Annotated in this window: 16 protein-coding genes and 2 pseudogenes; 8 read left to right on the forward strand and 10 right to left on the reverse strand. The window is 58.3% G+C overall.

Translation table 11 applies throughout. The annotated features are described in order from the left end of the window. Positions 1–116 precede the first annotated feature (116 nt). Entirely contained in the window at positions 117–1,634 is a 1,518-nt protein-coding gene (locus E5S69_RS08865) for a replication initiation protein (RefSeq protein ID WP_058698215.1), read from the reverse strand. A 1,231-nt stretch (positions 1,635–2,865) separates the two neighbouring features. Between E5S69_RS08865 and E5S69_RS08870 the strand changes: the two genes are divergently transcribed. Further along, positions 2,866–4,071, forward strand: coding sequence for a ParA family protein (locus E5S69_RS08870; RefSeq protein ID WP_171514465.1), 1,206 nt, complete (start codon positions 2,866–2,868; stop codon positions 4,069–4,071). Then, positions 4,068–5,036: a ParB/RepB/Spo0J family partition protein gene (locus tag E5S69_RS08875; protein WP_058698216.1), complete on the forward strand. Its 969-nt coding sequence runs from the start codon at positions 4,068–4,070 to the stop codon at positions 5,034–5,036. Before E5S69_RS08870 ends, E5S69_RS08875 begins: the two co-directional genes overlap by 4 nt. 1,717 nt (positions 5,037–6,753) lie before the next feature. Here E5S69_RS08875 and E5S69_RS08880 read toward each other — a convergent pair. The 3 genes from E5S69_RS08880 to E5S69_RS08890 form a co-directional block, all read right to left on the reverse strand. After that, positions 6,754–7,107: a tyrosine-type recombinase/integrase gene (locus E5S69_RS08880; RefSeq protein ID WP_116318651.1), complete on the reverse strand. Its 354-nt coding sequence runs from the start codon at positions 7,105–7,107 to the stop codon at positions 6,754–6,756. Positions 7,108–7,645: 538 nt separating this feature from the next. Beyond that, positions 7,646–7,894: a hypothetical protein gene (locus E5S69_RS08885; protein WP_058698217.1), complete on the reverse strand. Its 249-nt coding sequence runs from the start codon at positions 7,892–7,894 to the stop codon at positions 7,646–7,648. A gap of 553 nt (positions 7,895–8,447) precedes the next feature. Next, entirely contained in the window at positions 8,448–10,001 is a 1,554-nt protein-coding gene (locus E5S69_RS08890; RefSeq protein ID WP_058698218.1) for a phage integrase family protein, read from the reverse strand. Positions 10,002–10,433: 432 nt separating this feature from the next. On the opposite strand from E5S69_RS08890, the gene E5S69_RS08895 reads away from it, so the two are divergent. From E5S69_RS08895 to E5S69_RS08905, 4 genes and pseudogenes are all read left to right on the forward strand, one after another. Further along, a complete protein-coding gene (locus E5S69_RS08895) occupies positions 10,434–10,688 on the forward strand; it encodes an AbrB/MazE/SpoVT family DNA-binding domain-containing protein (protein WP_058698259.1) in 255 nt (84 codons plus the stop codon). Then, on the forward strand, positions 10,688–11,050 hold the full coding sequence (locus E5S69_RS08900; protein ID WP_058698219.1) for a type II toxin-antitoxin system PemK/MazF family toxin: 363 nt from the start codon (positions 10,688–10,690) through the stop codon (positions 11,048–11,050). The genes E5S69_RS08895 and E5S69_RS08900 overlap by 1 nt, the downstream gene beginning before the upstream one ends. Positions 11,051–11,293: 243 nt before the next feature. After that, positions 11,294–11,359, forward strand: a pseudogene (locus E5S69_RS32325) (zinc-ribbon domain-containing protein); the annotation flags it as partial. A 23-nt stretch (positions 11,360–11,382) separates the two neighbouring features. Continuing rightward, positions 11,383–11,982, forward strand: a complete 600-nt coding sequence (locus E5S69_RS08905) for a TniB family NTP-binding protein (protein WP_081050312.1) — start codon at positions 11,383–11,385, stop codon at positions 11,980–11,982. A gap of 417 nt (positions 11,983–12,399) precedes the next feature. On the opposite strand, the gene E5S69_RS08910 is transcribed toward E5S69_RS08905, so the two are convergent. Next, on the reverse strand, positions 12,400–13,545 hold the full coding sequence (locus tag E5S69_RS08910) for a sterol desaturase/SRPBCC family protein (RefSeq protein WP_058698221.1): 1,146 nt from the start codon (positions 13,543–13,545) through the stop codon (positions 12,400–12,402). Between the two features lie 165 nt (positions 13,546–13,710). On the opposite strand from E5S69_RS08910, the gene E5S69_RS08915 reads away from it, so the two are divergent. Continuing rightward, the gene (locus E5S69_RS08915) at positions 13,711–14,625 is read left to right on the forward strand and encodes a LysR family transcriptional regulator (RefSeq protein WP_058698222.1); all 915 of its coding nucleotides are present in this window, start codon (positions 13,711–13,713) and stop codon (positions 14,623–14,625) included. A gap of 586 nt (positions 14,626–15,211) precedes the next feature. Here E5S69_RS08915 and E5S69_RS08920 read toward each other — a convergent pair. The 3 genes from E5S69_RS08920 to E5S69_RS08930 all read right to left on the reverse strand — a co-directional run bounded on the left by E5S69_RS08920 (position 15,212) and on the right by E5S69_RS08930 (position 18,095). Next, positions 15,212–16,231 carry a LacI family DNA-binding transcriptional regulator gene (locus tag E5S69_RS08920; RefSeq protein WP_058698223.1) on the reverse strand — a complete coding sequence of 340 codons (1,020 nt, stop codon included), beginning with the start codon at positions 16,229–16,231 and terminating at the stop codon, positions 15,212–15,214. A gap of 124 nt (positions 16,232–16,355) precedes the next feature. Next, a complete protein-coding gene (locus E5S69_RS08925; protein ID WP_233528039.1) occupies positions 16,356–16,988 on the reverse strand; it encodes a tripartite tricarboxylate transporter substrate-binding protein in 633 nt (210 codons plus the stop codon). 121 nt (positions 16,989–17,109) lie between these two features. Next, a protein-coding gene (locus E5S69_RS08930) for an IS5 family transposase (RefSeq protein ID WP_412459421.1) occupies positions 17,110–18,095 on the reverse strand; the annotation gives its coding sequence in 2 pieces (ribosomal slippage) (positions 17,110–17,498 and positions 17,498–18,095; 987 coding nt in all). A gap of 215 nt (positions 18,096–18,310) precedes the next feature. On the opposite strand from E5S69_RS08930, the pseudogene E5S69_RS08935 reads away from it, so the two are divergent. Beyond that, positions 18,311–19,321: pseudogene (locus E5S69_RS08935) on the forward strand (IS110 family transposase). Between the two features lie 582 nt (positions 19,322–19,903). Here E5S69_RS08935 and E5S69_RS32900 read toward each other — a convergent pair. Together E5S69_RS32900 and E5S69_RS08940 are read right to left on the reverse strand one after the other, a co-directional pair. Next, a complete protein-coding gene (locus E5S69_RS32900; protein WP_377747427.1) occupies positions 19,904–20,242 on the reverse strand; it encodes a DUF5615 family PIN-like protein in 339 nt (112 codons plus the stop codon). Between the two features lie 259 nt (positions 20,243–20,501). Further along, positions 20,502–21,149, reverse strand: coding sequence for an IclR family transcriptional regulator (locus tag E5S69_RS08940; RefSeq protein WP_043355366.1), 648 nt, complete (start codon positions 21,147–21,149; stop codon positions 20,502–20,504). Positions 21,150–21,217: the final 68 nt, after the last annotated feature.

Here is a 21,217-nt window from a genome sequence, read left to right on the forward strand (position 1 = left end):
GGTGGGGGCCGGCCCGCAATAGAGCGGACGCCGCCGTGGCCTAATTTGTCACGCGATACCGCTTGATGCCGGTGAGCGCGGTCCACGCTGCGCGGCGTTAGGCCGGCTTTCCGTCACTAAAGAACGTTGTCCTGACTATTCGCACGGCTGCGGGCAGCCTTCCTCAGCTCACCGGCCACAAATGAACAGAATGAAGTGGCAATATTTGGTCGCTCCATAATGTTCTTTGCGTTTATGTCCGCAGGTTTGAGACCTTGACGCTCGATCGTTCGCGTCCCAATCGTCTTCGTCGTGACGAACTTACGGACTAGGTCTTCACGGGTCGTCATCTCGGCGCTCTCAAAATAGTCTCGAGCCGCGCGGACTTCCTCCAGCCTGCGACGCTCTGCGGCGGCGTCTGCCGCTGCAACGCTCGCCGCGACCGCGGTCTGCGCAGCAGACTTCGATTCGACTTCCTCCTTAGCCTTGTCTGCGAGCTTGGCTTGAACTCTCTCAACTTCCTTGTCTGCTTCGGAAACGCGATAGTCGTTTGCGATTGCATCCAACAAATAGCCTGATGCTCGCTTGACCTTGTCACCGGAACGGATACGCCATCGAACGTATTCGATAGCCTGCTGAATCCTCTCATCCGTCCAGACGCTGCGGTTATCCGCGATTCGCTCGAACTGAGAGTCAGTCAGTGCAAACTCCTTCTCCAATGCCTGGAAGAGCGCCACCGAATTAAGCATGGCCGCTTTGGACGCCAGGGCGGCATCCTTTCGCTTCATCTGGAAACGAATCTGGTCTTTCTTCCTAGACCGGGGTGTCCCCGCACGGGTCTCATAGGACAGTTCAATGTCGGAAAGCTCGTTGATTTGGCTTACTGCTTTGTCAAGGTAGTCACGCTTGAAGTACTTGAACTCCGCGTTATTGGCCCATGACTTGCCCGGTAGATTCCGCACAACATCGAGGGGCAACCAGTCCGTCCGCTCGTCCGATACGTTGGGCAGGATGTGGTCATAGATGGCGCGAGCGTAGATGAGCGTGAACTTCGACGTGACCAGAAGGCTCGTCCAATACGAATTCTCCGGGTCTTTGATGAGCCGTTGAAGCTCTACAGGGACACGGAATCGAATCCGTCCGTCCCTCACACTGACCCGACCGATCAATTCGAGCCAGTCGCCCTCTTCGTCTGAGACCCGCACGGTATCGACATCAGGATTGCGGGCATCGCTGTCAGTCTCGTCGCCGTCATGTGCCGCACCGGGGCTTTCAAGGAGACGGCCGCTCGCGTCCACCGACACAACGGGTGCGCTGGTCACTTCGAGCATCGACGACTTCACGCTGCGAATAACGCTCGAAAAGTGTTTCCTGTTCTTGCTGTCATAGCGCATCAGCCATTTGAAAAAGCTTAGCGAGACTTCGTAGCCTTCCTTGACCTCGGGTTCCTGCGCCACGATAAAGTACGCAGCGTCGACAAACCGGCGAGCGGACATCCCCAGTCCGACAATGCGAGCGAAGACCTTGTTTTTGTGGTAGCCAATATCCTTGTCGGTGGCGACCTCATGTATGGCTGTCTGTGCGGGCGCCATCTCGACGAATAAGTCGAGCGCGTACTGTAGTGGTGTCACCCGCTTTGCTACGCTGCTTGCCATGCCGGGATTCCTGAGAGGGCAGCTTGTTTACGTTATGAATTGCACGAGACTTTAGTCAGGTGATGGTGAGATGTCAATGTGGACTCATCTCACCTGGAATAGGTGCCTCGTGTCGGCCGAGGTACATGATCTCTCACCTTGGTACACAATCTCTCACCTCACGATCGTCGGCTGGTTGAAATTGCTTTTATAAAACAAGCGTATACGAGAGATGTCCACAGGAGTGAATCAAAATCTCTCACCTGAACTACCTATCTGGTCTCTTTTCTCACCTTCGGCTCCGCGATCTCTCCCTTTAGACGTATACAACTACCACCTGAGGGAACAAAGTTTCTCACCTTGCGGTAGGCGTATCCCTCACTTTTGGCTGATAAGTTTTTGATTTTTATGAGGATCACCCTGCTCTGTTTGTAGGTTTGTTGGTTTTTCTTTGTTTACAACACAAACAAACAAACAAACAGACGCCAGTCAAAATTCGGTCGCCATGGGTGGGAGCTGCAGGTGACTGAGTCCCACGCGAGATCCATTGAAGGTGAGAGATTTTGTGCCGCAGCTGTTCGGGCGCTGAAGTCAAGGTGTTATCCGAAGGTGAGAGATTTTGTAACCTGCGATCGCACTTGAGTTTTTGAACAGCGATGAAGCCTTCAAAAGGTGAGAGATTTTGTACCTAGGCTCGTTTTGAGAGTTCGCTGGTGGTCTGCTTGTGGCCACCTCAGCGCGCGTAGGCTTCTTGATTGGCTTGGCAGAGCACAAAATCTCTCACTTTTACAGCCCCCTGGTTCTAGGAAGTGGCTTCTAACTCTGCGGACCAGTCGATCGGGTGAGAGATTTTGTTCGGAGTTCTGTTGATGCTGTGCGTAGGCGTCGCGTGGCTTACAAAAACTCTCACCTTAGGTTTCATCTTGAGCTTTGAAGTGTGGATCGAACAGCACATCGCTGGCGATGGATGCGGGATTGGGTGAGAGATTTTGTACCAAAGAACACGGCTAAGGTGAGAGGTGAGAGGACTTGGCTCTCACCTTTTATGGCTCCTTGGCGACTTCCAAAAGTTCTTTGAGTCGTTTGCGCCACCTCTTCCCATATCTTCCGAAAACGTTGTAAATCAAAGGCTTGTAGCTTAGTTTCGTAAACTTTAGTGATTTCGCTGTGTCGCGGATTACACAAAATATGCGGACGCGTTTGCTCAATTGCTGTATTCTGCGCTTGTCCAAATTTCGGAAAAAGAGCTGCGATGGCGAATATCAGTCAACCGATGCCCATAGACCCGACGGTCACCCTAGCTGAGATTAGCGATTTTGCAGATGTGGTGACCGACTACGCAGTCGAGTTACGTGACCAGATTCTTGCGCCGCGGCCACGTAAGACGGCACCGATGTTTAGTACTTCAGAAATTGCAGAGCTGTGTGGTTTGAGCCGTCAGCAGGTCTTGCACATGGCGAAGAATAGCGACGGTGTGCTGCCTGAAGGGCAGACCGTTGGTCGCGGCCGAACGTTTACTTTGGCTGAGGCAAGAAATTGGGTCCAACAAGTATCGGACATCTACCAGACCCCGCTGGTTGCTGGACCTAGCGATTTCGAAGGCAAGATTATTATCACTTCGCAATTGAAGGGTGGGTCCGCAAAAACGACTACGACTATGTGCTTAGCGCAAGGCCTTAGCTTGCGTGGCCGTAAGGTGCTGGTCGTCGATTTGGACCCCCAGGCGTCCCTTTCTGAGTTGTGCGGCTTGTACGCGGAGAAGGAGGTATTCGCCGATGACTCAATTCTGCCTTTCATTTACAACCAGGATGTCGAAGGTGGCTTGGAAGCGAAGTTGCAATCGACATACTGGGATGGCCTGGACGTTATTCCGGCTCACACGGAACTAGTGGGTGCGGAGTACCACCTCCCTGCTATGCAGATGAAGGTGCCAGGATTCAAATTCTGGCAGGTACTCCGTGATGGTCTCCAGCCACTGCGAAAGAAGTATGACTACATTATTCTGGATACTTCGCCGTCGCTGTCCTACCTCAACTTGAACGCATTGATGGCGGCCGATGCCATGGTCATGCCCATGGTGCCGGAAAACCTGGACTTCTTTAGCTCCTTGTCGTTCTGGCGACTCTTTTCGGATGTCGCAAAGTCATTCATGAGATTCGAAGCCGATAAGAAGTACGACTTCGTGTCAGTGCTCTTGACGCGAGTTAACTATGGGCCCACATCGGCAGCTCCTGTGGTGCGAACTTGGGCTCAAGGTGCATATCGGCATTGGCTCGCCCCTTTTGAAGTGCCTGCCAGCTCAGTGATGAGCTCCGGCGCACTGGCATTTACCACGGTGTTTGACATCAGCAGCTCACACAGCCAAGCCAAGTCGCTTCAGCGTGTTCGGCAGCCGCTGGTGGATTACTGCCGTTGGGTTGACGACATGTTTGTGAAACAGTGGAGGCCTGCACAATGAGCAACATTCGCGAACAAATGCTCGCCAAGACGGCGAACATCCGCTCAACGGCGGACCGTAAGCCGGATGCCACTCGTCGAGCAAATCGGACTGAGACAGCGCCAGGTATGGCGGGCGCATTGGCTGCCGCGCAATTGAGGGTTCAAGAGTTAGAGGCGACGGGGTTGCCTTCGGAACTGCCGGTTGCGGATATTGTTCCCAACCCCTGGCAGCCGCGGCGCACCTTCAATGAACTCAAGCTGACAGAGCTTGCTGAATCGATTCGCGAGGTTGGGTTACTGCAGCCTATCGTAGTACGTCGCGTTGAGCCAGGTTTCCAACTTGTGGCCGGTGAGCGCCGGTGGCGTGCACATAAGATGTTGGGGCTCGAGAACATCAAGGCTGTCGTCGTCGACTGCAGCGACGCGGACATGATTGTGTTGGCCTTGGTCGAAAACATCGGCCGAGACGACCTTTCCGACTACGAGATCGCCTTGTCTATTCAACGTTCGGAAAAGGAGTTCCCGAACCGTACACGACTTGCGGAGGCGGTAGGCTTGTCCAGGCGAGGGCTTTACAAGTTCATGGCTTTCTATGATTTGCCCGATTTCGTGAAGCATGACTTGGACCTGCAGCCAAGTCTTCTTGGGAGTAACGCCGCAGATGCACTGGCGTCTTGCCTGAAGAAACACGGAGAGGCGGGTGTGTCGGCAACTAGAGAACTATGGACCGATGTCGTCGGGGGCCATCTTGATCAGGGCAAGCTCGCCGCGGCCGTAACCGCATTGGCTACTAAAAAAGTGTCGGGCTCAGCGGCTCGCGAGCGCTCCATCGAAAAGTTCTTTGCTGGTCAGAACCACGCGGGCAGCATCACAAAGGATATAAAGAACTTTACAGTAAAAATCAAAACCGGAGTTCTATCCGACTCCCAGGAGACGCGGATTCGCCAGTTCATCAGCGAACTATTCAGTGGCACTCCAAATTGATGCGCAGTTTAGTCACATCAGAAGCCCGCCAATGGCGGGTTTTTTTACGGCTTAAGTGTGCCTAAAAGGCCGACTCAGAGCGAGGGTGCCTACGGCCGCCAGAACTGTGCTTCTAGGCATAATCGGCGGTGGCGCGAGGTGTGCCTATTAGGCACAACTTGTATCGCGTGACTTCAGTTGCTGAGATATTTCGTCACTTCGTCTGTGCCGCGTGCGCGCTCTGCCTGGACGTGGATGAAGTCGTCTGTTGGGAGCGTATATGAGGAGGCGCTGCAGGACGTCAATGGGCATCAGCTTTGCGGCTGGCTGCGTGGGAAAGGTGACAGACGAATGGAACCTACAAGCGCGCCGCGCCACACGCTTGCCGGGCAAGTCGGTACTCTGGTCGTCAACCCCGTTTGAACCTAACAAGTACTGTCCGGCGAAAAGCCGTTACCGGCCAGTGTGTTTGTCGTCTCAGTCGGGCTGAAATGCTTACCCGTGGGCCCATGGCGTGTCCGAAATCCCTACAGGGGATAGAAGCGCGAACGAACTCAATGATGAGTTGAAGTCGTAACCCGGCCGTCCCAACGCAACAGAATGGCGTCCACTACCGTGTTAGAGGAAAGGTATCTCTTTAAGTTACCCAATTCCCAGAGGACGGTGGGTCCGCCTGAGGTTGTGGCACGCGCAACCGTGGACGCGTCCCAGTCTGCTGACGGCGCCGCTAGAGCCGGGCCCACTCGCCCTCGACCGCAGCCTACCGTCGGTGTGTCTAATAGGCGCACTCCTGGCGCCGTTCGCTGAGCGCGCCTATTAGGCACAGTGAGGGCCCACCTTCCCATTGTTCGAATGACAAGGTCATCTGGAGGCCGAGACGAGCTCCGCTCCCGCAGCCTAACAATGGTGTATAGGCTAGTCATCCTGTGGTTATGCCCGTTGTGACGGCGCCAAGAACGTGTGCCTATTAGGCACACTCCGGAACCTCCGTCCTCTTGTGCGCAAGCCGCACTGTGCGTAGCTATGCTTAGCGGCACACGACGTCGCAACCGGACAGACGGTGATTTTGCGTTTGTAAAAGTCTCGAAACACTACAATTTGGTGACCTTACAAGAAGCTACCCGCCGCGACCCACAATCTTGGTGTTCTTGCCGCAGTGAGAAAGGGCCACGAAGGCCGGATATAGAAGCATGAGGATGCTCCTCACTGCCATCGCAGATCTCGACGCCGGAACAGACAACCGCGCGGTCGGCGGGCTTGTCGGCTGAGGGCGGCCTCGCTGCAACTTTGGCCACGGTGCAGGGCCAAGACGCCGGACAGGCTACGCGCCCAATGCTAAAGGAGCTCACACGCCTCGCCAGTCATCGCATTCGACTCTGGTGCGAAAACTCGGCCGTTGCCGGTTTGGCGCCATGCGCGCTAGGTCGGATGGGCCGGTGCCAAGTATCCCGTCGCTTATGAAGCCGTGGGCCTCTGCTGAATCCCACCTGTCGGATGACGGACATTTGTCTTAGTGGGGAGGAAGTGTGCTGCAGCTGGGGCACGTTCCCAATGAGATCATTCTGGTGAACCGCGGCGCAGTAGCCGGCTGGTACCCCGCTGGCCTCTAGCTTGATTACCGGCTCGTGTAACAACTAGAGCGTTTTGGTCAGCCCGACCCTACGCGGGTTGGCTCGTCCCTGTTGACGCTATGGCAGCGATCATCCTGTTCGCTTGGGATTGCACTCTTCCCTTGTTGTCACGTATGGCTCTCAAAAAGCTTGGCGATTTCATGTAAGGTGCGCTTTCTCTCCGAGGGCACATACAGCGAAGTCGTTTGCAATGAGGCATGGTCCAGCAGCCTTTGAAGGACATCTGTCGGGACATCATTGGCTACCGCATGGGTGGCGAGGAAGGTGTTCCGCAATGGATGGGGCGTAGCAGCTGCCGCTCCACCTGATGAAGAAGTAACGTCGTATCCCCTGCGATGCGCTGCAACGCCCGTTGACAGCATTCGGTAGAGCCCATCCGGGGAAAACCATGGCCCCGTCAGTGCTGGTATCTCCGCGCTTAGCTTAATGTGGATTGACTGTGCTGCGGGCGTAGAAGGCATTCACCACAGGGGAGAGCAGGGAGAGCTCCTGGTCTCCCGGATTCTCAAAATAACGTACGCCATCAACCCAACCCGCTCGCAATGCGTCAATGACGCGCGTGGGCAGGCGCACCGTGCGCCATTTGCTTCGCTTGCCGAGGAGTGCCCTGCCATAGCCAAGGATACCGTCTCGCCTCGCGAGGGCTTCCCACGACTCTCCAGACAACGCCTTGTCGACTGCAAAGGGGATCTCGCGCCGTGCTGCAACTGGCTCTTTCGCTGTCAGCCAGGGGTTGCCGCCCCAAATAGCGCACGCCGGCCAACCAGAAACAAATCCGCGCGCACCGCATAGCGCTGGGATTCCCCCTTTAGCGGTCCGGCGAACGGGCGTCAGCACGCTGCAGTTAGCGAAGTCTTGGGGCCGATCCAGAGCGCATCCGGCTGCGCTAGGAAATTCTTGTAGCGATCGCAATCGTCGGCGCCCACGTAACCCCATTGATATATTCTCGCCCCGCTGGAAATGAGAATGGCTGGATCCGTCGGCGACGACCTGTGAGGTTCACGACCGCTCGCGATGCTTTGTAAGTTGCGCTTCCTCTCCCCAGCGGACAGGCAGCGAACTCGTCTGCAGCGATGCCTGGCCAAGCAGCCTTTGGACGACGTCGGGCGGGATATCGTTGGCCACTGCCTGAATGGCGAAGGTGGGTCGCAGCGCATTGGGTGCGGCCCTGCGCAGCAAACGGCGCTCGGCCTCGTCAAGCGGCAGGGTACTGTCTACCGCGAGGCGAAGCAGCGTCGTTGTCAGCATCCGATAGAGTCCGTCCGGCAAGAACCCCTGGCCATGCCGCTGGCATCGGCAGCCTTCCAAGTGCCAAGTAATCGGCCGAACGCATGGCATGCCAACGCAGGTGGTGGAACCGGGCAGGGGATGCACGCGCGGCTATTCCCCTATAGCAGCTTTGATGTAGTGCCAGATTCGTACTAGCTGACGGTCGAACCGATCGCCGCACACGCAGCCCCGCCGCACGTTCGGAGGATGGGCCGCAGCACCCCTCCTGCCAGTGAAAAGCTGCCGGGGGGGCATGGCGGACTAGGATGCAGCAAGCGACCGGTTGGCGCCTCCCTACATTAGGCCGGTCAGGCCGGCAATGCCGCGTAACCCATACAAAGTGTACACTCACTTTCCAAAATTCGGATAATGATAAGCCAAGTGACAAGGCAGGCCGAGGTCTACGAGCACTCCAGTCGGGATTGTCGGCCAGTAGACTTCTGTGAGCTGCTTGTGTTGTATGGACCCGCGGTGGGGGGAGGGATTTCGCCTCCGGCGCTTCGGTTGGCCTTGGCATCCAGGCGCTAGCAGCTCAGGCCCGGCTGGCGCGCGTGCGAAGCTGGCCGGGCGTGAACCCTTCCGATGGGACCCCGCGCTGCTCGCTGAAGCGCCGCCACAGACTACGCAGCAATTGATCCAGGCCGGTGGCCGAGTACCCGCCCGCCACGCCCGCAAGCCGCTTGTTGCGCCCGCGCGCGGTGGCAGGCTGTATCGTGGGCGCCAACAGGGCTGCCTGCGCCGGCGGCATCATGCTTGGCCAGCCACGATCGACCCAATGCGCCTGCAAGGCCTGTCGGACGGCCGTGTCAAGGGCCACCAGCTGCTGCCGCGCACCCGGGCGTCGCAGGAAGGTGCCCTCGGCACTCGACTGCAGACTGGCGCAGCGCAGTGCGGCCAGCTCGCTCAGTGGCAAGCCTGCGTCGCGCATCAGATGTATGGCAGCCAGCGCAGCCCGATGCCTCGGGCCCTGGCGCGCCTCCCCCAGCCAGACCAGGAACGCCTCCGCGTCGGGTTGGACGGACGGCGCGCGCAGCGCCGTGGGCGCAGCGGCGGCGGCTTGCCTTGGGATGAGCGGGGTGCCCGCCAGATGCCCGGCCTTGACCATTGCGCGTAGCAGCGCCCGAACCACCCGTAACGCGGCCGCCACCGAACTGGTCCCCAGTGGGCCTTCGAACGGCCGCCAGTGCATCCTGTCGCGCGCCCCGCTCGGGCCGCACCAGAACGCCGCCGGCTGAGGGTCCGCTAAAAATTCCGCATACGCCTCCAGATCGCAGGCCTCCAACGCCTGAAGCCCCTTCTTGCGCGCTGCATTCCACAACAGCAGCCTCTCGGCCTCGCGCCGGTAGCTGTTGCGGGTATGTGGCGCACGATCCTGTAGCCAGCCGCGTACGAACGCCAGATCGGCGGCAAGCCCCGGCCCTGTCGCGGTATTTGAGGCTGGCACCAGCATGTGCTCGAGTGGCACGGGATATGGCATACCGGGGGCCAAGGCCAAGGGCACCAGCGCGTCGCGGTGGGCGTGGGCGGCAGGCGGCAGCACATAGGCCTTGACCGCCGCGGCGCCCATGGCCGAGCGCTGGCGCACCAGCCAGTGCGTGATGACCTCGGCCGACTGCGCGCCAATGCGTGGCACGGCACGCCACCAGCTGCTGCCGCGCCGATTTGCCAAGGACGTCAGGTCCTCGATCCGCCGGATCTCGGCGGCCATCAGTCGGCGTGCCAGGCTCGGCTTGAACCAGAGCGACACCTCGTGCTGGGGCTGGGGGTAGCCTTGTCCAAGCTGCTCAAGCGCCGACACGGCGTCTACCCGCCGCGACATGCCCACCCCTGAACGCGCGCGCAGCGCCTCGAACATGCCGGCAATCTCGGGCCGGCCATGCTGCAAGGCGAACTGCACCAGCCGGTCGCGCAAGGCCAGGATCCGCTGGATCGCCTGGGCCTCGCTCAGGTGCTCGTCCTCATCCGGGTCCAGCAAGTAGCGGTTGGCGATGTCCACCGGCCGCATGCCCTGCGCATAGGCACGGACCACGGCAAACTCGGTGCGGGTGAGCTTGGTGACGGCGTTGAGGCTGGGATCCAGAACCATGGAGGCAGCGGTAAGTGCTTGAACTATAACAATATTCAGCAGGAGCCATCCGGAGCCGGGCCGAAATGCTGACTAAAGCGCAATGTAAATTATTTTTGTGCCGGCGGCTAGGCCTCACCCAGGACTGTACGCCACGCCCATGACCGTGCCGTGCGAATGTCCCGAGGGCAGGGCGGCCACCGCTCCGGGCCAGATCGCTTACGCCTCTGCCGTCAAAACGATGTGGTCGCCTGCGGACGCGACGCCGCGCCAGATCCCGGCCTCGGGCGCTACGACAGAAGGGGAACTAGCGCCGGTTTCTGACAGCATCAATCGCCCGTCGTACGCCGCCGGGCAAGCTGTGGGTGCGGTTCGAGGTAGAACGTCTATACGCGTTGAAACTTCTAGTGGTTTTGTTTAGACTTGTATCAACGTTCTTGGAAGGCTTTGATCATGCGAAAAAGTGCAACTCTGACGATCCAAAAGTGGGGGAACAGCTTGGCCGTCCGGATTCCGACCGCAGTGGCCCGCTCGGCCCATTTCGCTGAGGGTCAGGAAGTCGAGGTCTCGGTCGAAGAGATTGGTGTCACGGTACGGCCCGTTGGACGTCGTGCCCTCACGCTCGCGGAGAAGTTGGCTCTGTTTGATCCTATCAAGCATGGGGGTGAAGCCATGGCCACGCAGCGTGTCGGCGCGGAGGCTATCTGATGGCGGGCAAGGTATGGGCACCTGAGCGACGCGACATCATTTGGATCGACTGCAATCCGCAAGCCGGCCGTGAGATGAAGGATATGCATCCGATGCTTGTGCTTTCTCCGCGGCCGTTCAATGAGCGGACCAGTATCGTGATTGGCTTGCCGATGACCACGGCGGCCTACAACGACACCAATCCGTTTGCGATCAGGTTTCAGGGACCGAAGGGGAAGGACAGCTACGTTCTGGCCCATCAGCCCAAGTCATTTGACTGGCGAGCCCGCAACGCAAAGGCCCACCCCTGGAAGCAGGCGCCTTTGGAGGTCTTTGCTGCCGCCTGCGAGCAATTGAATCAGATCATTGCGATCGCAGAGTGACCTCAAAGGGATTTGCCGACTGCCACGGTGTGAGTGTGGATGGTCACGTGACCTCCGCGCCCGGACTGGGGGCAACAGAAGATCCATGATTTTCCCGACCACCGAACAAATTCAAGCCTGATAATACGCGCGGTGCCGCCCCAAGCTTGGCAGAAGTCATCGGTTGCCACAGCGCCGCCTTGCCAACTGCCCGGATTGCGCCTGTAATGGCTGCGTGGCAGGCACAGGCAGTCGGGAGGCGAGATGCGCTGCACGAATTGCCAGTTCGAAAACCCCGCGGGAGCCAGGTTCTGCGAGGAGTGTGGGCAACGGCTTGCGCAGATCTGCCCGCAATGCGGCAGCGCATCCAGCCCCACCGCGAGCGTGCGGCGCGTTGTTGGCGGACACGGCGGCGCTATTCCTCATTGCTCTTCGAGCTGGGCGCTCCCTTCAACGCCGCGGCAAGGCTATCAGCACTCGAGAAACTGAGTCGCGAACTGCTTCGAAAAGTTTCGGCGCGCATGCTGATCGTTGACGAGGTTCATCACTTGTTGGCAGGCTATCGGGAGCAGCGTGCATCCCTGAATCTGCTGAAGTTCCTCGCCAATGACTTGAAAATCGCGGTTGTCCTCGTTGGCACTCAAGACGCCGTCTTGGCGCTCCAAACGGATCCTCAGATGGTCAGTCGATTCGCCCGTTTCGAGGTGCCGAGATGGCAGGAGACGGAGGCATTTCGTTCTCTTCTCGCAGCCTTCGAGATGATTTTGCCGCTTCGACGTCCGTCGAATCTCGCACGGCGAGAGATCGTACATGCCATTCTGACTGCAAGTGGAGGGCTAACCGGGGAAGTGTCGCGTGTCTTGACTGTTTCCGCAGAACTCGCGATCCGGGATGGGAAGGAGGCCATCGACCTGGGTCACATAGAGAATGCAGCGCGAACCCTGCTCTCCTGAGGGTGTCAGGCCTTGGCCCGTTGCTCCGCGTCCATTCGATGACGAAGCGTTTGGCGGTTGGCTCGGTCGCCTGGCCGCAAGGTATCAGATCAGTGTTGACCAGTTGTGGCAGATTGGCGACCTTGGTGCGTTTCCGGCGTTGACCAATTCTGGCTGGCTGCTATTTCCCCCGATGGACGAGCAGGCACTGTGCCGCCTTGCGATGCTGACTCATATTGGTATGCCAAGGCTCGAGGCACTTCAAACACCTATGGCGTGGGTGTCAGACCGAGATCAGCTCCCATACTGCTTCGACTGCCTGGTTCTGAATCCCGTCGACGCAGCTGTGGCAGCCTCAACTCAAACCAACTGGCCTCCTCGAAAGCCGGGGCGATTCAGGCCGACACGCGCGGTGGAGCCTGCATGCCCCCATGCCCTTCATGTCGCCTGTTTGGAAGCACAATCCATTTCTGCCGCGGGAAGAACGCTCTCGGAGACGCTGCGCAGCTTGTGAAGCAAGGCAACAGAGTCGCGCTCGATTCGCTTACGCAAAACCAGCCGATCAGCCATGCGGGCCACCACACTGGAAAACCGATACTCCAGCGTCCGCACGAAGCGCGTGCCAGTGGCTGTGCCGATGCACTCATACGTGACGAACATCTCAAGACCCCGGTTGCCACGGGCCCGGGTTCGCCAGAGCCGATCCGGAAGACTTTCCACGACTTCCCACTGCAACTTGCCTGCACGGCCGCCGACGTACGCAAAGTGGCTCCCAACCGGCAGCGACCCTCCCTGCCCGGTGACCGCTACGTGGTAAGGATGCCACTCATGCCAACGAAGCGGAGTACTCACGTAGGCCAGTACCTGGCTTGGCGTCCGGGCGATATCAATGGAATGCTGCATCTTGACGGTGGGGACCAGGCTCTCGCTTGCTTCTTCGGGCTCCCAATGAAGGGTTCCATAGATCCAGTCCCACAGTGGAAACACTACGGCGAAGTTCTTGGTCTGCATCAGGTCACGGCGGTGATGCAATTCATGCAACCGCCGCATGTGGCGAATCCACGGCAGGCGACAGATCGGATTCTGCGGCGGGAGGTGCTCGCAGGCATGAAAGATCTCGTAGCTGAGATAACCGCCCAGTAGCGTGGCGGCAAACAGCGCAGCGACGTTCGCATTGACCAGGCCGATGATCGACCAAGCGAGCAGCGCGCCAATGCTGTAGACAACGATCAGCCATGCCGGGAACAGAATCACCCGCCAGTCCTTGGCGAACTCGTAGCGCATCTGGTCATCTGCGAAAAAACTATGATGGTCGCCCGTGTGGCGCTGGTAGAACGCCTTCGCGAATCGCTTCTTGTTGTGCCCGAGACCCTTATGGGTGCGGTACTCGCCCCTGCTGTAGAAAATTAAGGTCGCCGGCACAGTTAGCCACTCCACCGCGCTGACGTGGTCCAACTTGTTCAGCAAGAAGAGGATCAAGGTCACGCCGAAAACAAGAACGAAGCCAGCATGCAGCCAGGGGTTGTAGTAAGGCGAAATGTTCGCCCGGTATTTCTTCCGGAAGGTTTGGGTATCAAAAGACATGATCGGCTCTCAAAGACTGTTGCGCTGTCGGGCTCGCGATACGTGGCCAGTTCCGCCAAGCCCCCGCGGACCTTTCTGACGTCTGGCGCCAGTAGGTCGCTTGGTGTTGTAGTCTATTGGTGCGATCATTTTCATTCCAATGGATATTGATGATGAGAATTATTGATGAATCAGAATTTGCAGCAGATTGATCTCAATCTCCTCTTCGTGTTCGACATGCTGATGCAGGAGCGCAACCTGTCACGCGCGGCCGAGCGACTGCACAAGAGCCAGCCGGCGGTGAGCAATGCTCTCAGTCGTCTGCGCGAGCAACTGGGGCAACCTCTTTTCCGCCGTACCGCTAAGGGACTCGAGCCCACTGCCGGGGCGATGACGCTGCACGTGCCGGTACGGCAAGCCCTGCGCTTGCTGCAGGCAGGGCTTGCCGTTCAAGAGAGTTTTCAGCCGGACACGGAGCGAACCTTCCGACTGTCGATGAATGACTATGGGCAGCTACGGCTGTTACCGAGCCTGATGACCCGGCTGATGGCGCTGGCGCCGCAGGTGAAGCTGCAGGTACTGTCGGACGAAGGTGCCCTGATCCCGCAGCGGCTGGCCAGCGGAGATCTGGACTTGGCGATTGATTACCTGTACTTCGACGACGCCGATTTGCTCTACCAACCGATTCACGAAGAGCGCCTCGCAGTTATCGGCCGACCGGGCCACCCTGCATTCAAGGAAGGCCTCGACAAGACGGCGTATCTGGCCGCACAGCACGTCTCGCTCCTGCCGCGGGCCGGCCGCGGCAGTCCGCTCGAGATCGTCCTGGGCTCGGCCAAAGTGCAGCGCCATGTGCAGTTGCAAGTTCCGCACTACCTGACCATTCCAGCCATCGTCGCCAGCACCGATTTGCTGGGTACCGTGCCCTGGCACTTGGCCAGGCATTTCGTGCACAACTATGGCTTGCAGCTCGCGGATCTTCCTTTCGAAACGCCTGCGGTGCAGGTCAGCTTGATATGGCACCGTCAACAACAACACATGTCTGGTCTGCAATGGCTGAAGGAGCAAATTGCGCAAGTTGCACAGACCGAATCGAGCTGATGTGGCGGGCCTCATTGGGCTGCCTGCGCGATGGATCTTTGAATCCATAGTGGCGCTGCCGGCGCTGTGTCGGGAAATCGGGCGGCGCGTTCGAGCCCTGCAGCCGCACCAATAAAATCAAGGGTTTACAGGGGTTTTCCTGTAAACCCTTGTGCATTTTGCGGTCTATGTAACCGCCATGTAACCCGATTGGATCGCCGCGATCCATCTGGAACCATGTCCTGCCTGCGCCTACAGTTGCTTCGTGCCCCATTTGCCCGTGTGGCACATAGGTCTCGCGCGATAAAATCCTACCCACTGCATCAAAGGGGAACGGGATCGTGTCACAAGCAACAACGCCACAAGAACGCGTCGCTGCCGCAAGGCAGCTTTATGCCGTTTTGAAAGGGCATCTCGATCGTCCAACTTGCACCGGCAGGATGTGCGGAATTCCCTCGTGAGGCGATGGGCCTCGATGGAAAAGCGGACGTCATCGACCGTCAGACCAAGGCTCGCGAAATCATGCGGCTATGGGAAGTCTTGGGACGATCAGGACAGTAATGCATGATGGCAAGGTGTTGCACTTTTGATTTGAGGCCGCCATCTATTATCGAGGTGGCGCAGTACTTTCGCGAATTACTAGGTCAGGCTCGAACTCGGTCTGGATGTTTTTGGCTCCTCCTTCGATCTGCTCAATCAAGTTGCGCGAAGTAAGCTCGCCAATCAGAACGGGATTCGAGTGCACTGTCGTTAGCGCGGGTGTTACCAGTTCCGCCATCTGCCAGTCGCCGAAGCCTGTGACAGAGATGTCGCTCGGAACCGAAAGTCCCAATGTGCGGCACTCCGCGATCGCCGCCACAGCAATGAAGTCATTGATGCATATCAGGGCGGTCGGCTGTTCCCGATGCAACAGCAAGTCCTTGCGCTGCAGGCAGACGCGCACCGCTTGTCGCACAGCAGATGCATCGTAAGGGGTCGGAAAAATGCGGTTATCGGGTAAGGAAATGTCGTTCTCGCTGAGGACGTCTCGGATCCCCAGAAGCCGTTGAGACGATAGAAACTGAGTTTCGAGAGGACCTGGGAGCACTGCAAACTGCCGGTGTCCTTGTTTGACTAAGTAGGTGGTTAGCCTGCGCATAGCCAAGCGGTTGTCATACCCCACCGTCGGATGCATTCCTTCGCGGTCCACGGCCCACATTAGTACATACGGAATAGCGTGCTTGTGTATCAGCGAGAAGACTTCGGGATGATGTTGTGAACCGATTATTGCGATCCCGTCGACTCTACGCTCCAATAGGGCGCGCGCACAGCGCAATTCGGTCTCACTGTCGTCCCGATGGCAAGTCAACAGAACGGTATATCCAAGCCGGTCGAGCTGGGCCTCCAAGGTATCTACTGCTTTGGCGTAAAGTTCATTCATCAGTGTCGGCGCAATTATGCCGACCGATCGCGTGCGCCCCTGACGTAGTTCGCGAGCCGCCGAGAAGGGAACGTAGTTGAGGCTTGCAATAGCGTTCTGCACGCGCTCCAGCGTGTCAGGTCGCAGCCTATCCGGCGATGTCAGTGCACGGGAGACTGTTGCCGAGGAAACGCCGGCGAGGAGGGCGACTTGCTTGACATTCACCATATCGGGTCAGATGTTATCTTCAGCCGGAATGTCGGCCGTCTGCCATCCATTGTAACGATTGGTAGTCGAAAGCAGTTTCCGTCGTCGGGGGGTTCCCGACGACGGATCGACATCCCTGGTGAGGCTAGTCGAGCCGGACCTTTGCTGAATCTGCCACTCGCTTCCACTTCGAAACTTCGGCGCGAAGAAACGCATTGAACGCCTCAGGCGTGCCGCCTGCGATCTGCGCTCCTTGAGCCATCAGCTTGTCGCGGAACTCCGGATCCTGAAGGGCTTTGTTGAACTCGCTGTTCATCTTAGCAATGATGGCCTGTGATGTCCCGCTCGGGACCATGAACCCGCCCCAGGAAACGGCTTCGTAGCCGTTTATCCCGAGCGCTTCATCTACCGTGGGCACATCGGGCAGTGACGGTAATCGAGTCTTGCTCGTGACCGCGAGCGCCCTGAGCTTTCCACTCTTGACTTGCGGCATTCCCGCGAGCGAGGTGGGAAGGGCAACATTGATCTGCTGACCGAGCACGTCTGTGAGCGAAGGCGCGTCTCCCTTATAGGGAACGTGGTTCATCTTGACGCCAGCCATGGTACTAAGGAGTTCCCCGGCCAGATGGCTGCCCGAACCATTGCCGGCGGATCCAAAGGTGATCTGCCCTGGCCTAGCCTTTGCCATCGAGACTAATTGGCGCAGGTCCTTTATTGGCGAATTTGCTGCTGTGACGATAATGAGCGGCACCGTTGTCACTAAGGAATTGCTGATCAATGAGGTTTGCGCTTGATGTTGCACAAGCCAAGGACTTCAGCTTTCGCAATCCGGGAGAGATGGGCCGATTCAAGCCGTCTTTCTCGCGTTTCGCACCTTTCCTGGTCGCGCTTTTGCGCGCTCAGGACGGATTGCTCCCCTCTGAGGACAACAACAGCCTCCTGGCGAACACCAGATTCGCCAAACCAAACAGGCTGAACAACTGCGCCGTGTTCTTGAACAGGCCCTTGTAGCGAACCTTGCGATGATCAAACAGATTCTTGATAACGTGGAACGGATGCTCAACCCGCGACCGAATCTGTGCCTTGACCCGCTCGACGGCGATCAGCAAGTCCTTGACGGCTCCGTCACACATCGCCTTGATCTTGCCGCGCTTGACGGCCACCTGCCACTTCACGGTCTTGCCTTGCATCTCCTCGCGCTTGTCCACGCCCGTGTAGCCCGCGTCGCCAAACGCATGCTCCTCGTGGCCATGCAGCAAGGCATGGGCCTGCGACACGTCCGACTCTTGGCCGCAGTGCCCACCACGCTATGCACCAGCCCAGAGGCCGCATCCACGCCGACATGGGCTTTCATCCCAAAGTGCCAAGCATTGCCTTTCTTGGCCTGGTGCATCTCCGGGTCGCGGCTCTTCTTTTTGTTCTTGGTCGACGGTGGCGCCTCGATGATGGTGGCATCCACAATCGTGCCTTCCTTCATCATCAGTCCCCGCTCGCACAGCATGATGCCGATCTCGTCGAACAGCTTTCGCGTCAGTTCATGCTCGACGAGCAGGCGGCGAAACTTCAGCAGCGTGGTCGCGTCTGGCACCGCCTCGACTGCCAGGTCGATCCCGGCAAACGCCCGCATCGCCATGCTGTCGTACAGCGCGTCTTCCAGTGCCTCGTCCGACAGCCCGTACCACTGCTGGAGGAAGTAAATGCGCAGCATCCGCTCAAGGCCGATCGGCGGCCGGCCACGTTTGCCCTTGGGGTAGTACGGCTCGACCGCCGCAATCAGGCGCGCCCACGGCACCACGCTCTCCATCTCCGACAGGAAGCGCTGGCGGCGCGTCACACGCTTCTTGCCGTGACTTTCCGCTTCCGCAAAACTGATCTGTCGCTTCATCACAGGACCTGAATCATGGACACGCTCATGACAACGCGCTCACCCAATGCCTCGATGACTCGCGCACTGATTTAATCAGACGGTATGGACGCCTCCCCCCGGCAACGGGGCGCCGCTTACCTGCAAGAGTAACTGTAAGGGTCCTCGCTGCCATGGCATCCCTATGCCAAAGTGGAGGTGTCGATTGCAAACGACCCTGATCGGGACGATCCAAAATGAAGCTTACCGTCATCGGCATGGATATTGCCAAGCATGTCTTCCAACTTCATGCGGTGAATGCCAACACTGGTGAAATCGAGCGCATCAAGTTGAAGCGGAGCCAGGTCACCGACTTCCTTGCTCAGCGGGAGCGTTCACTCATTGCCATCGAAGCTTGCGGCAGCGCCCACCATTGGGCACGAGAACTGCAGAAGCTCGGCCACGAAGTGAAGCTCATCTCTGTGCGATCGGTTCGTCCCTTTGTGTTGCGTAATAAAACCGACGCTGCCGATGCCAGAGCTATCTGGACAGCAGTCCAGCAGCCCGAGGCGCGGTTTGTTGCGATCAAGAGCGAGCAGCAACAGACCATTCTGGCGCTGCACCGCATCCGGGCTCAACTGATGAAGTTCCGGATCATGCAGACGAACGCATTGCGCGGCTTACTCTATGAGTTTGGTGAAGTCCTTCCGGAAGGATATCGGGAATTTGCCGAAAAAATTTCTGGTGCGCTTGCCAAGATCGCGAATCGCTTGCCAGCCATACTGATCGACAGCCTACGAGAGCAATGGGCACGCGTGCAGGCAACCGACAAGGAAATCGCTGTGCTGGAACGTCGGCTCAAGGTTGCGCTTTGCGACAATCAGGAATGCCAGAAGATCGCTGAAATTCCTGGCGTGGGGCTGCTAACCGCCACGGCTGCGGTGGCTGCGATCGGCGATGCCAAAACGTTTCGCTCCGGGCGTGAGTTCGCTGCCTGGTTAGGCTTGGTACCGAAACAAACGGGCACCGGTGGTCACGTGCGCCAGCTTGGCATTAGCAAGCGAGGTGACACCTACCTGCGCACCCTACTCATACACGGCGCCAGATCGGTGATCATCAAAGGCGCATGAACCGCCTGGCTCGACGGATTGCTTCAGCGACGTCCTTTCAATGTAGTGGTGGCTGCCGTAGCCAACAAACTCGCCCGGACCATCTGGGCGGTGCTAGCAAGGGATACGAGATACACGGCACCCGCCATGGCTGCATAGCCAGGTGCGTGGCCCGCCTGAACTGACTTCTTCTCAAGGAGCGCAAGCATTGATCGCATGATGGCTAACAGGTTGGACCGGGGCGAGGAAAACCCGATAGGGAATGTGAGCAGCAACGCTCGATGATCAGATGAGGACCTCGCCAGCGAATTCCATATGGGCCAGCAGGCTGAGCGGCCTGCACAAAAGGGCCGGACATAGGCGTGCTGCCTTCACCTGTCGACCACCATGTCAATCGGCTTGCAATCCGGGAGGCGTCCACATAAGGCGATTCCCTAGTGACGGATCGCGCCGCAGCAACTATGACAGTTGTGCATCGCCAGAACACCGGGTTGTCGCGCCATCATCAGTACGAGCACGCTGACAACCAAGGTGGCCGCATTGATCTGGAGTATCGGATGCGGGCTCAAAGTACTGGCTACTGAGCGGCCCCAGATCTCAATGCCTTTACGTTGACCGCCAGCCAAAGCGGCAGTGTCGCAGACACCACGCATCAGAACAGCTTCGAAGATTGATCCTGCCCGGCAACTTTCATGTCGCAGAATCGTCTGCGTAGCTAGGTACGCCTCCGCTACTCCCAAATTAGGGCGTCATCTCCTGGATGCAGCTTGATGCGGGTTTCAACGTGCCTTCCTTCGGCGCGAGTATGCCTGCGGACGGTCCATTCTCGATCGTCTGTTGCGAAGATATTGGCGCCAACATGGGCGTTGCCGTACGGGGCGTTAGTATGCGCAAGTGATCTGCTAATGCGATTTCCAGCGTCCCATTGCCAGTTGCAGCTAGTAGAACGACCACGCCTGGGTTACGGTGAAATGGGAAGCGCTGATCATCCAAGAAATCAGAATCGTGCGTCAGTATGATGCGTCGCGTTTCACAAGCCGTCGCGAAACTGGCCTCGTCGGCGTGTCCAATGAGCGCCATGCTAGGGTAAGCCGCCTACTTTTCCGATGAGCGTAAGGCGTCCGGGCCAGCCCTTGCGCCCGCAGCGCTCGTGCCGCCGTGATGCCGTGATGCCGTGATGCCGGCGGCGGGTGCCCCGACGACTACGATGTGCTCACGGGAAATCATCAGAGATCCTCGTGAACCTCGATTGCAAGCGCCGGACAGATCCCAGCGGCCAAGCGGGCAGATTCGTGTTGATCAGTCGACGGTTCCGCACCCGGGGCGATGAGCGAACTCCCTACGCTGGCCCCATCCCAACAAGCCTTGAGACCATCGCTGCGGCATTCTGAAGTGTTGGAATGATTTCATTCTCGATCCTTTCGGGTGTCGCCTCGGCTGGCGATGTGGAAATCCCGATAGCCAGCTGGCGGTTGCCAACCCGAGCAAGCGGGACTGCAACTGAGATCTGATTGCTCTCTGGATACTCGACCATCGCCCATTCACCGACCCCGAGGGTCAACGCCTGTGTGAGCGCGCTACTTGGAGGCAGGATGCTTCCAACCCGGAGATTCATCACCACGAGGCGACGGCGTTCCGCGAGTGCCATCGCCCTTCCAATAATGATCACCCCGTCGGGGTTCGCTTCACCCAGGTTGGATGTTCCTGCGTACGTGTCAGCCAGTTGCTGGAGCATCTGCTGAACCGAGTCTGTCACTCCCAAACTTTCCAAAGCAGCAAAGCCGATTTCGAAGACTCGGGTAGTCAAGCGCCATTGGTTGCCCTCGCGCGCGACATATCCCTCCTCCTCCAAAGTCAATAGAAAGCGCAGAACGGTCGGGTGCGGCAGGTCTACGGCACGCGACAACTCCGCCAACGTAGGTCGCCCGTTCTCTCGGAAAGCGCGCAGCACCGCTAGACAGCGTTGGATCGATCTATTATTCTTCATTCGTACACCCTGTGTACCGCTAGTTCACCTAGTGAACATCATAAGCCAGGTGCCCTTGAGATGCAACC

Source organism: Cupriavidus necator, from assembly GCF_013141915.1.
GTDB lineage: Bacteria > Pseudomonadota > Gammaproteobacteria > Burkholderiales > Burkholderiaceae > Cupriavidus > Cupriavidus necator_B.

Excerpts from the sequence above, each read along its gene's own strand:
- E5S69_RS08870 (WP_171514465.1), top strand. The coding sequence starts at position 2,866 with ATGGCGAATATCAGTCAACCGATGCCCATAGACCCGACGGTCACCCTA.
- E5S69_RS08885 (WP_058698217.1), bottom strand. The coding sequence starts at position 7,894 with ATGCTGACAACGACGCTGCTTCGCCTCGCGGTAGACAGTACCCTGCCG.
- E5S69_RS08895 (WP_058698259.1), top strand. The coding sequence starts at position 10,434 with ATGCGAAAAAGTGCAACTCTGACGATCCAAAAGTGGGGGAACAGCTTG.
- E5S69_RS32900 (WP_377747427.1), bottom strand. The coding sequence starts at position 20,242 with ATGGCGCTCATTGGACACGCCGACGAGGCCAGTTTCGCGACGGCTTGT.
- E5S69_RS08905 (WP_081050312.1), top strand. The coding sequence starts at position 11,383 with ATGCGGCAGCGCATCCAGCCCCACCGCGAGCGTGCGGCGCGTTGTTGG.
- E5S69_RS08875 (WP_058698216.1), top strand. The coding sequence starts at position 4,068 with ATGAGCAACATTCGCGAACAAATGCTCGCCAAGACGGCGAACATCCGC.
- E5S69_RS08880 (WP_116318651.1), bottom strand. The coding sequence starts at position 7,107 with ATGCCTTCTACGCCCGCAGCACAGTCAATCCACATTAAGCTAAGCGCG.
- E5S69_RS08900 (WP_058698219.1), top strand. The coding sequence starts at position 10,688 with ATGGCGGGCAAGGTATGGGCACCTGAGCGACGCGACATCATTTGGATC.
- E5S69_RS08890 (WP_058698218.1), bottom strand. The coding sequence starts at position 10,001 with ATGGTTCTGGATCCCAGCCTCAACGCCGTCACCAAGCTCACCCGCACC.
- E5S69_RS08865 (WP_058698215.1), bottom strand. The coding sequence starts at position 1,634 with ATGGCAAGCAGCGTAGCAAAGCGGGTGACACCACTACAGTACGCGCTC.
- E5S69_RS08915 (WP_058698222.1), top strand. The coding sequence starts at position 13,711 with ATGAATCAGAATTTGCAGCAGATTGATCTCAATCTCCTCTTCGTGTTC.
- E5S69_RS08910 (WP_058698221.1), bottom strand. The coding sequence starts at position 13,545 with ATGTCTTTTGATACCCAAACCTTCCGGAAGAAATACCGGGCGAACATT.
- E5S69_RS08940 (WP_043355366.1), bottom strand. The coding sequence starts at position 21,149 with ATGAAGAATAATAGATCGATCCAACGCTGTCTAGCGGTGCTGCGCGCT.
- E5S69_RS08920 (WP_058698223.1), bottom strand. The coding sequence starts at position 16,231 with ATGGTGAATGTCAAGCAAGTCGCCCTCCTCGCCGGCGTTTCCTCGGCA.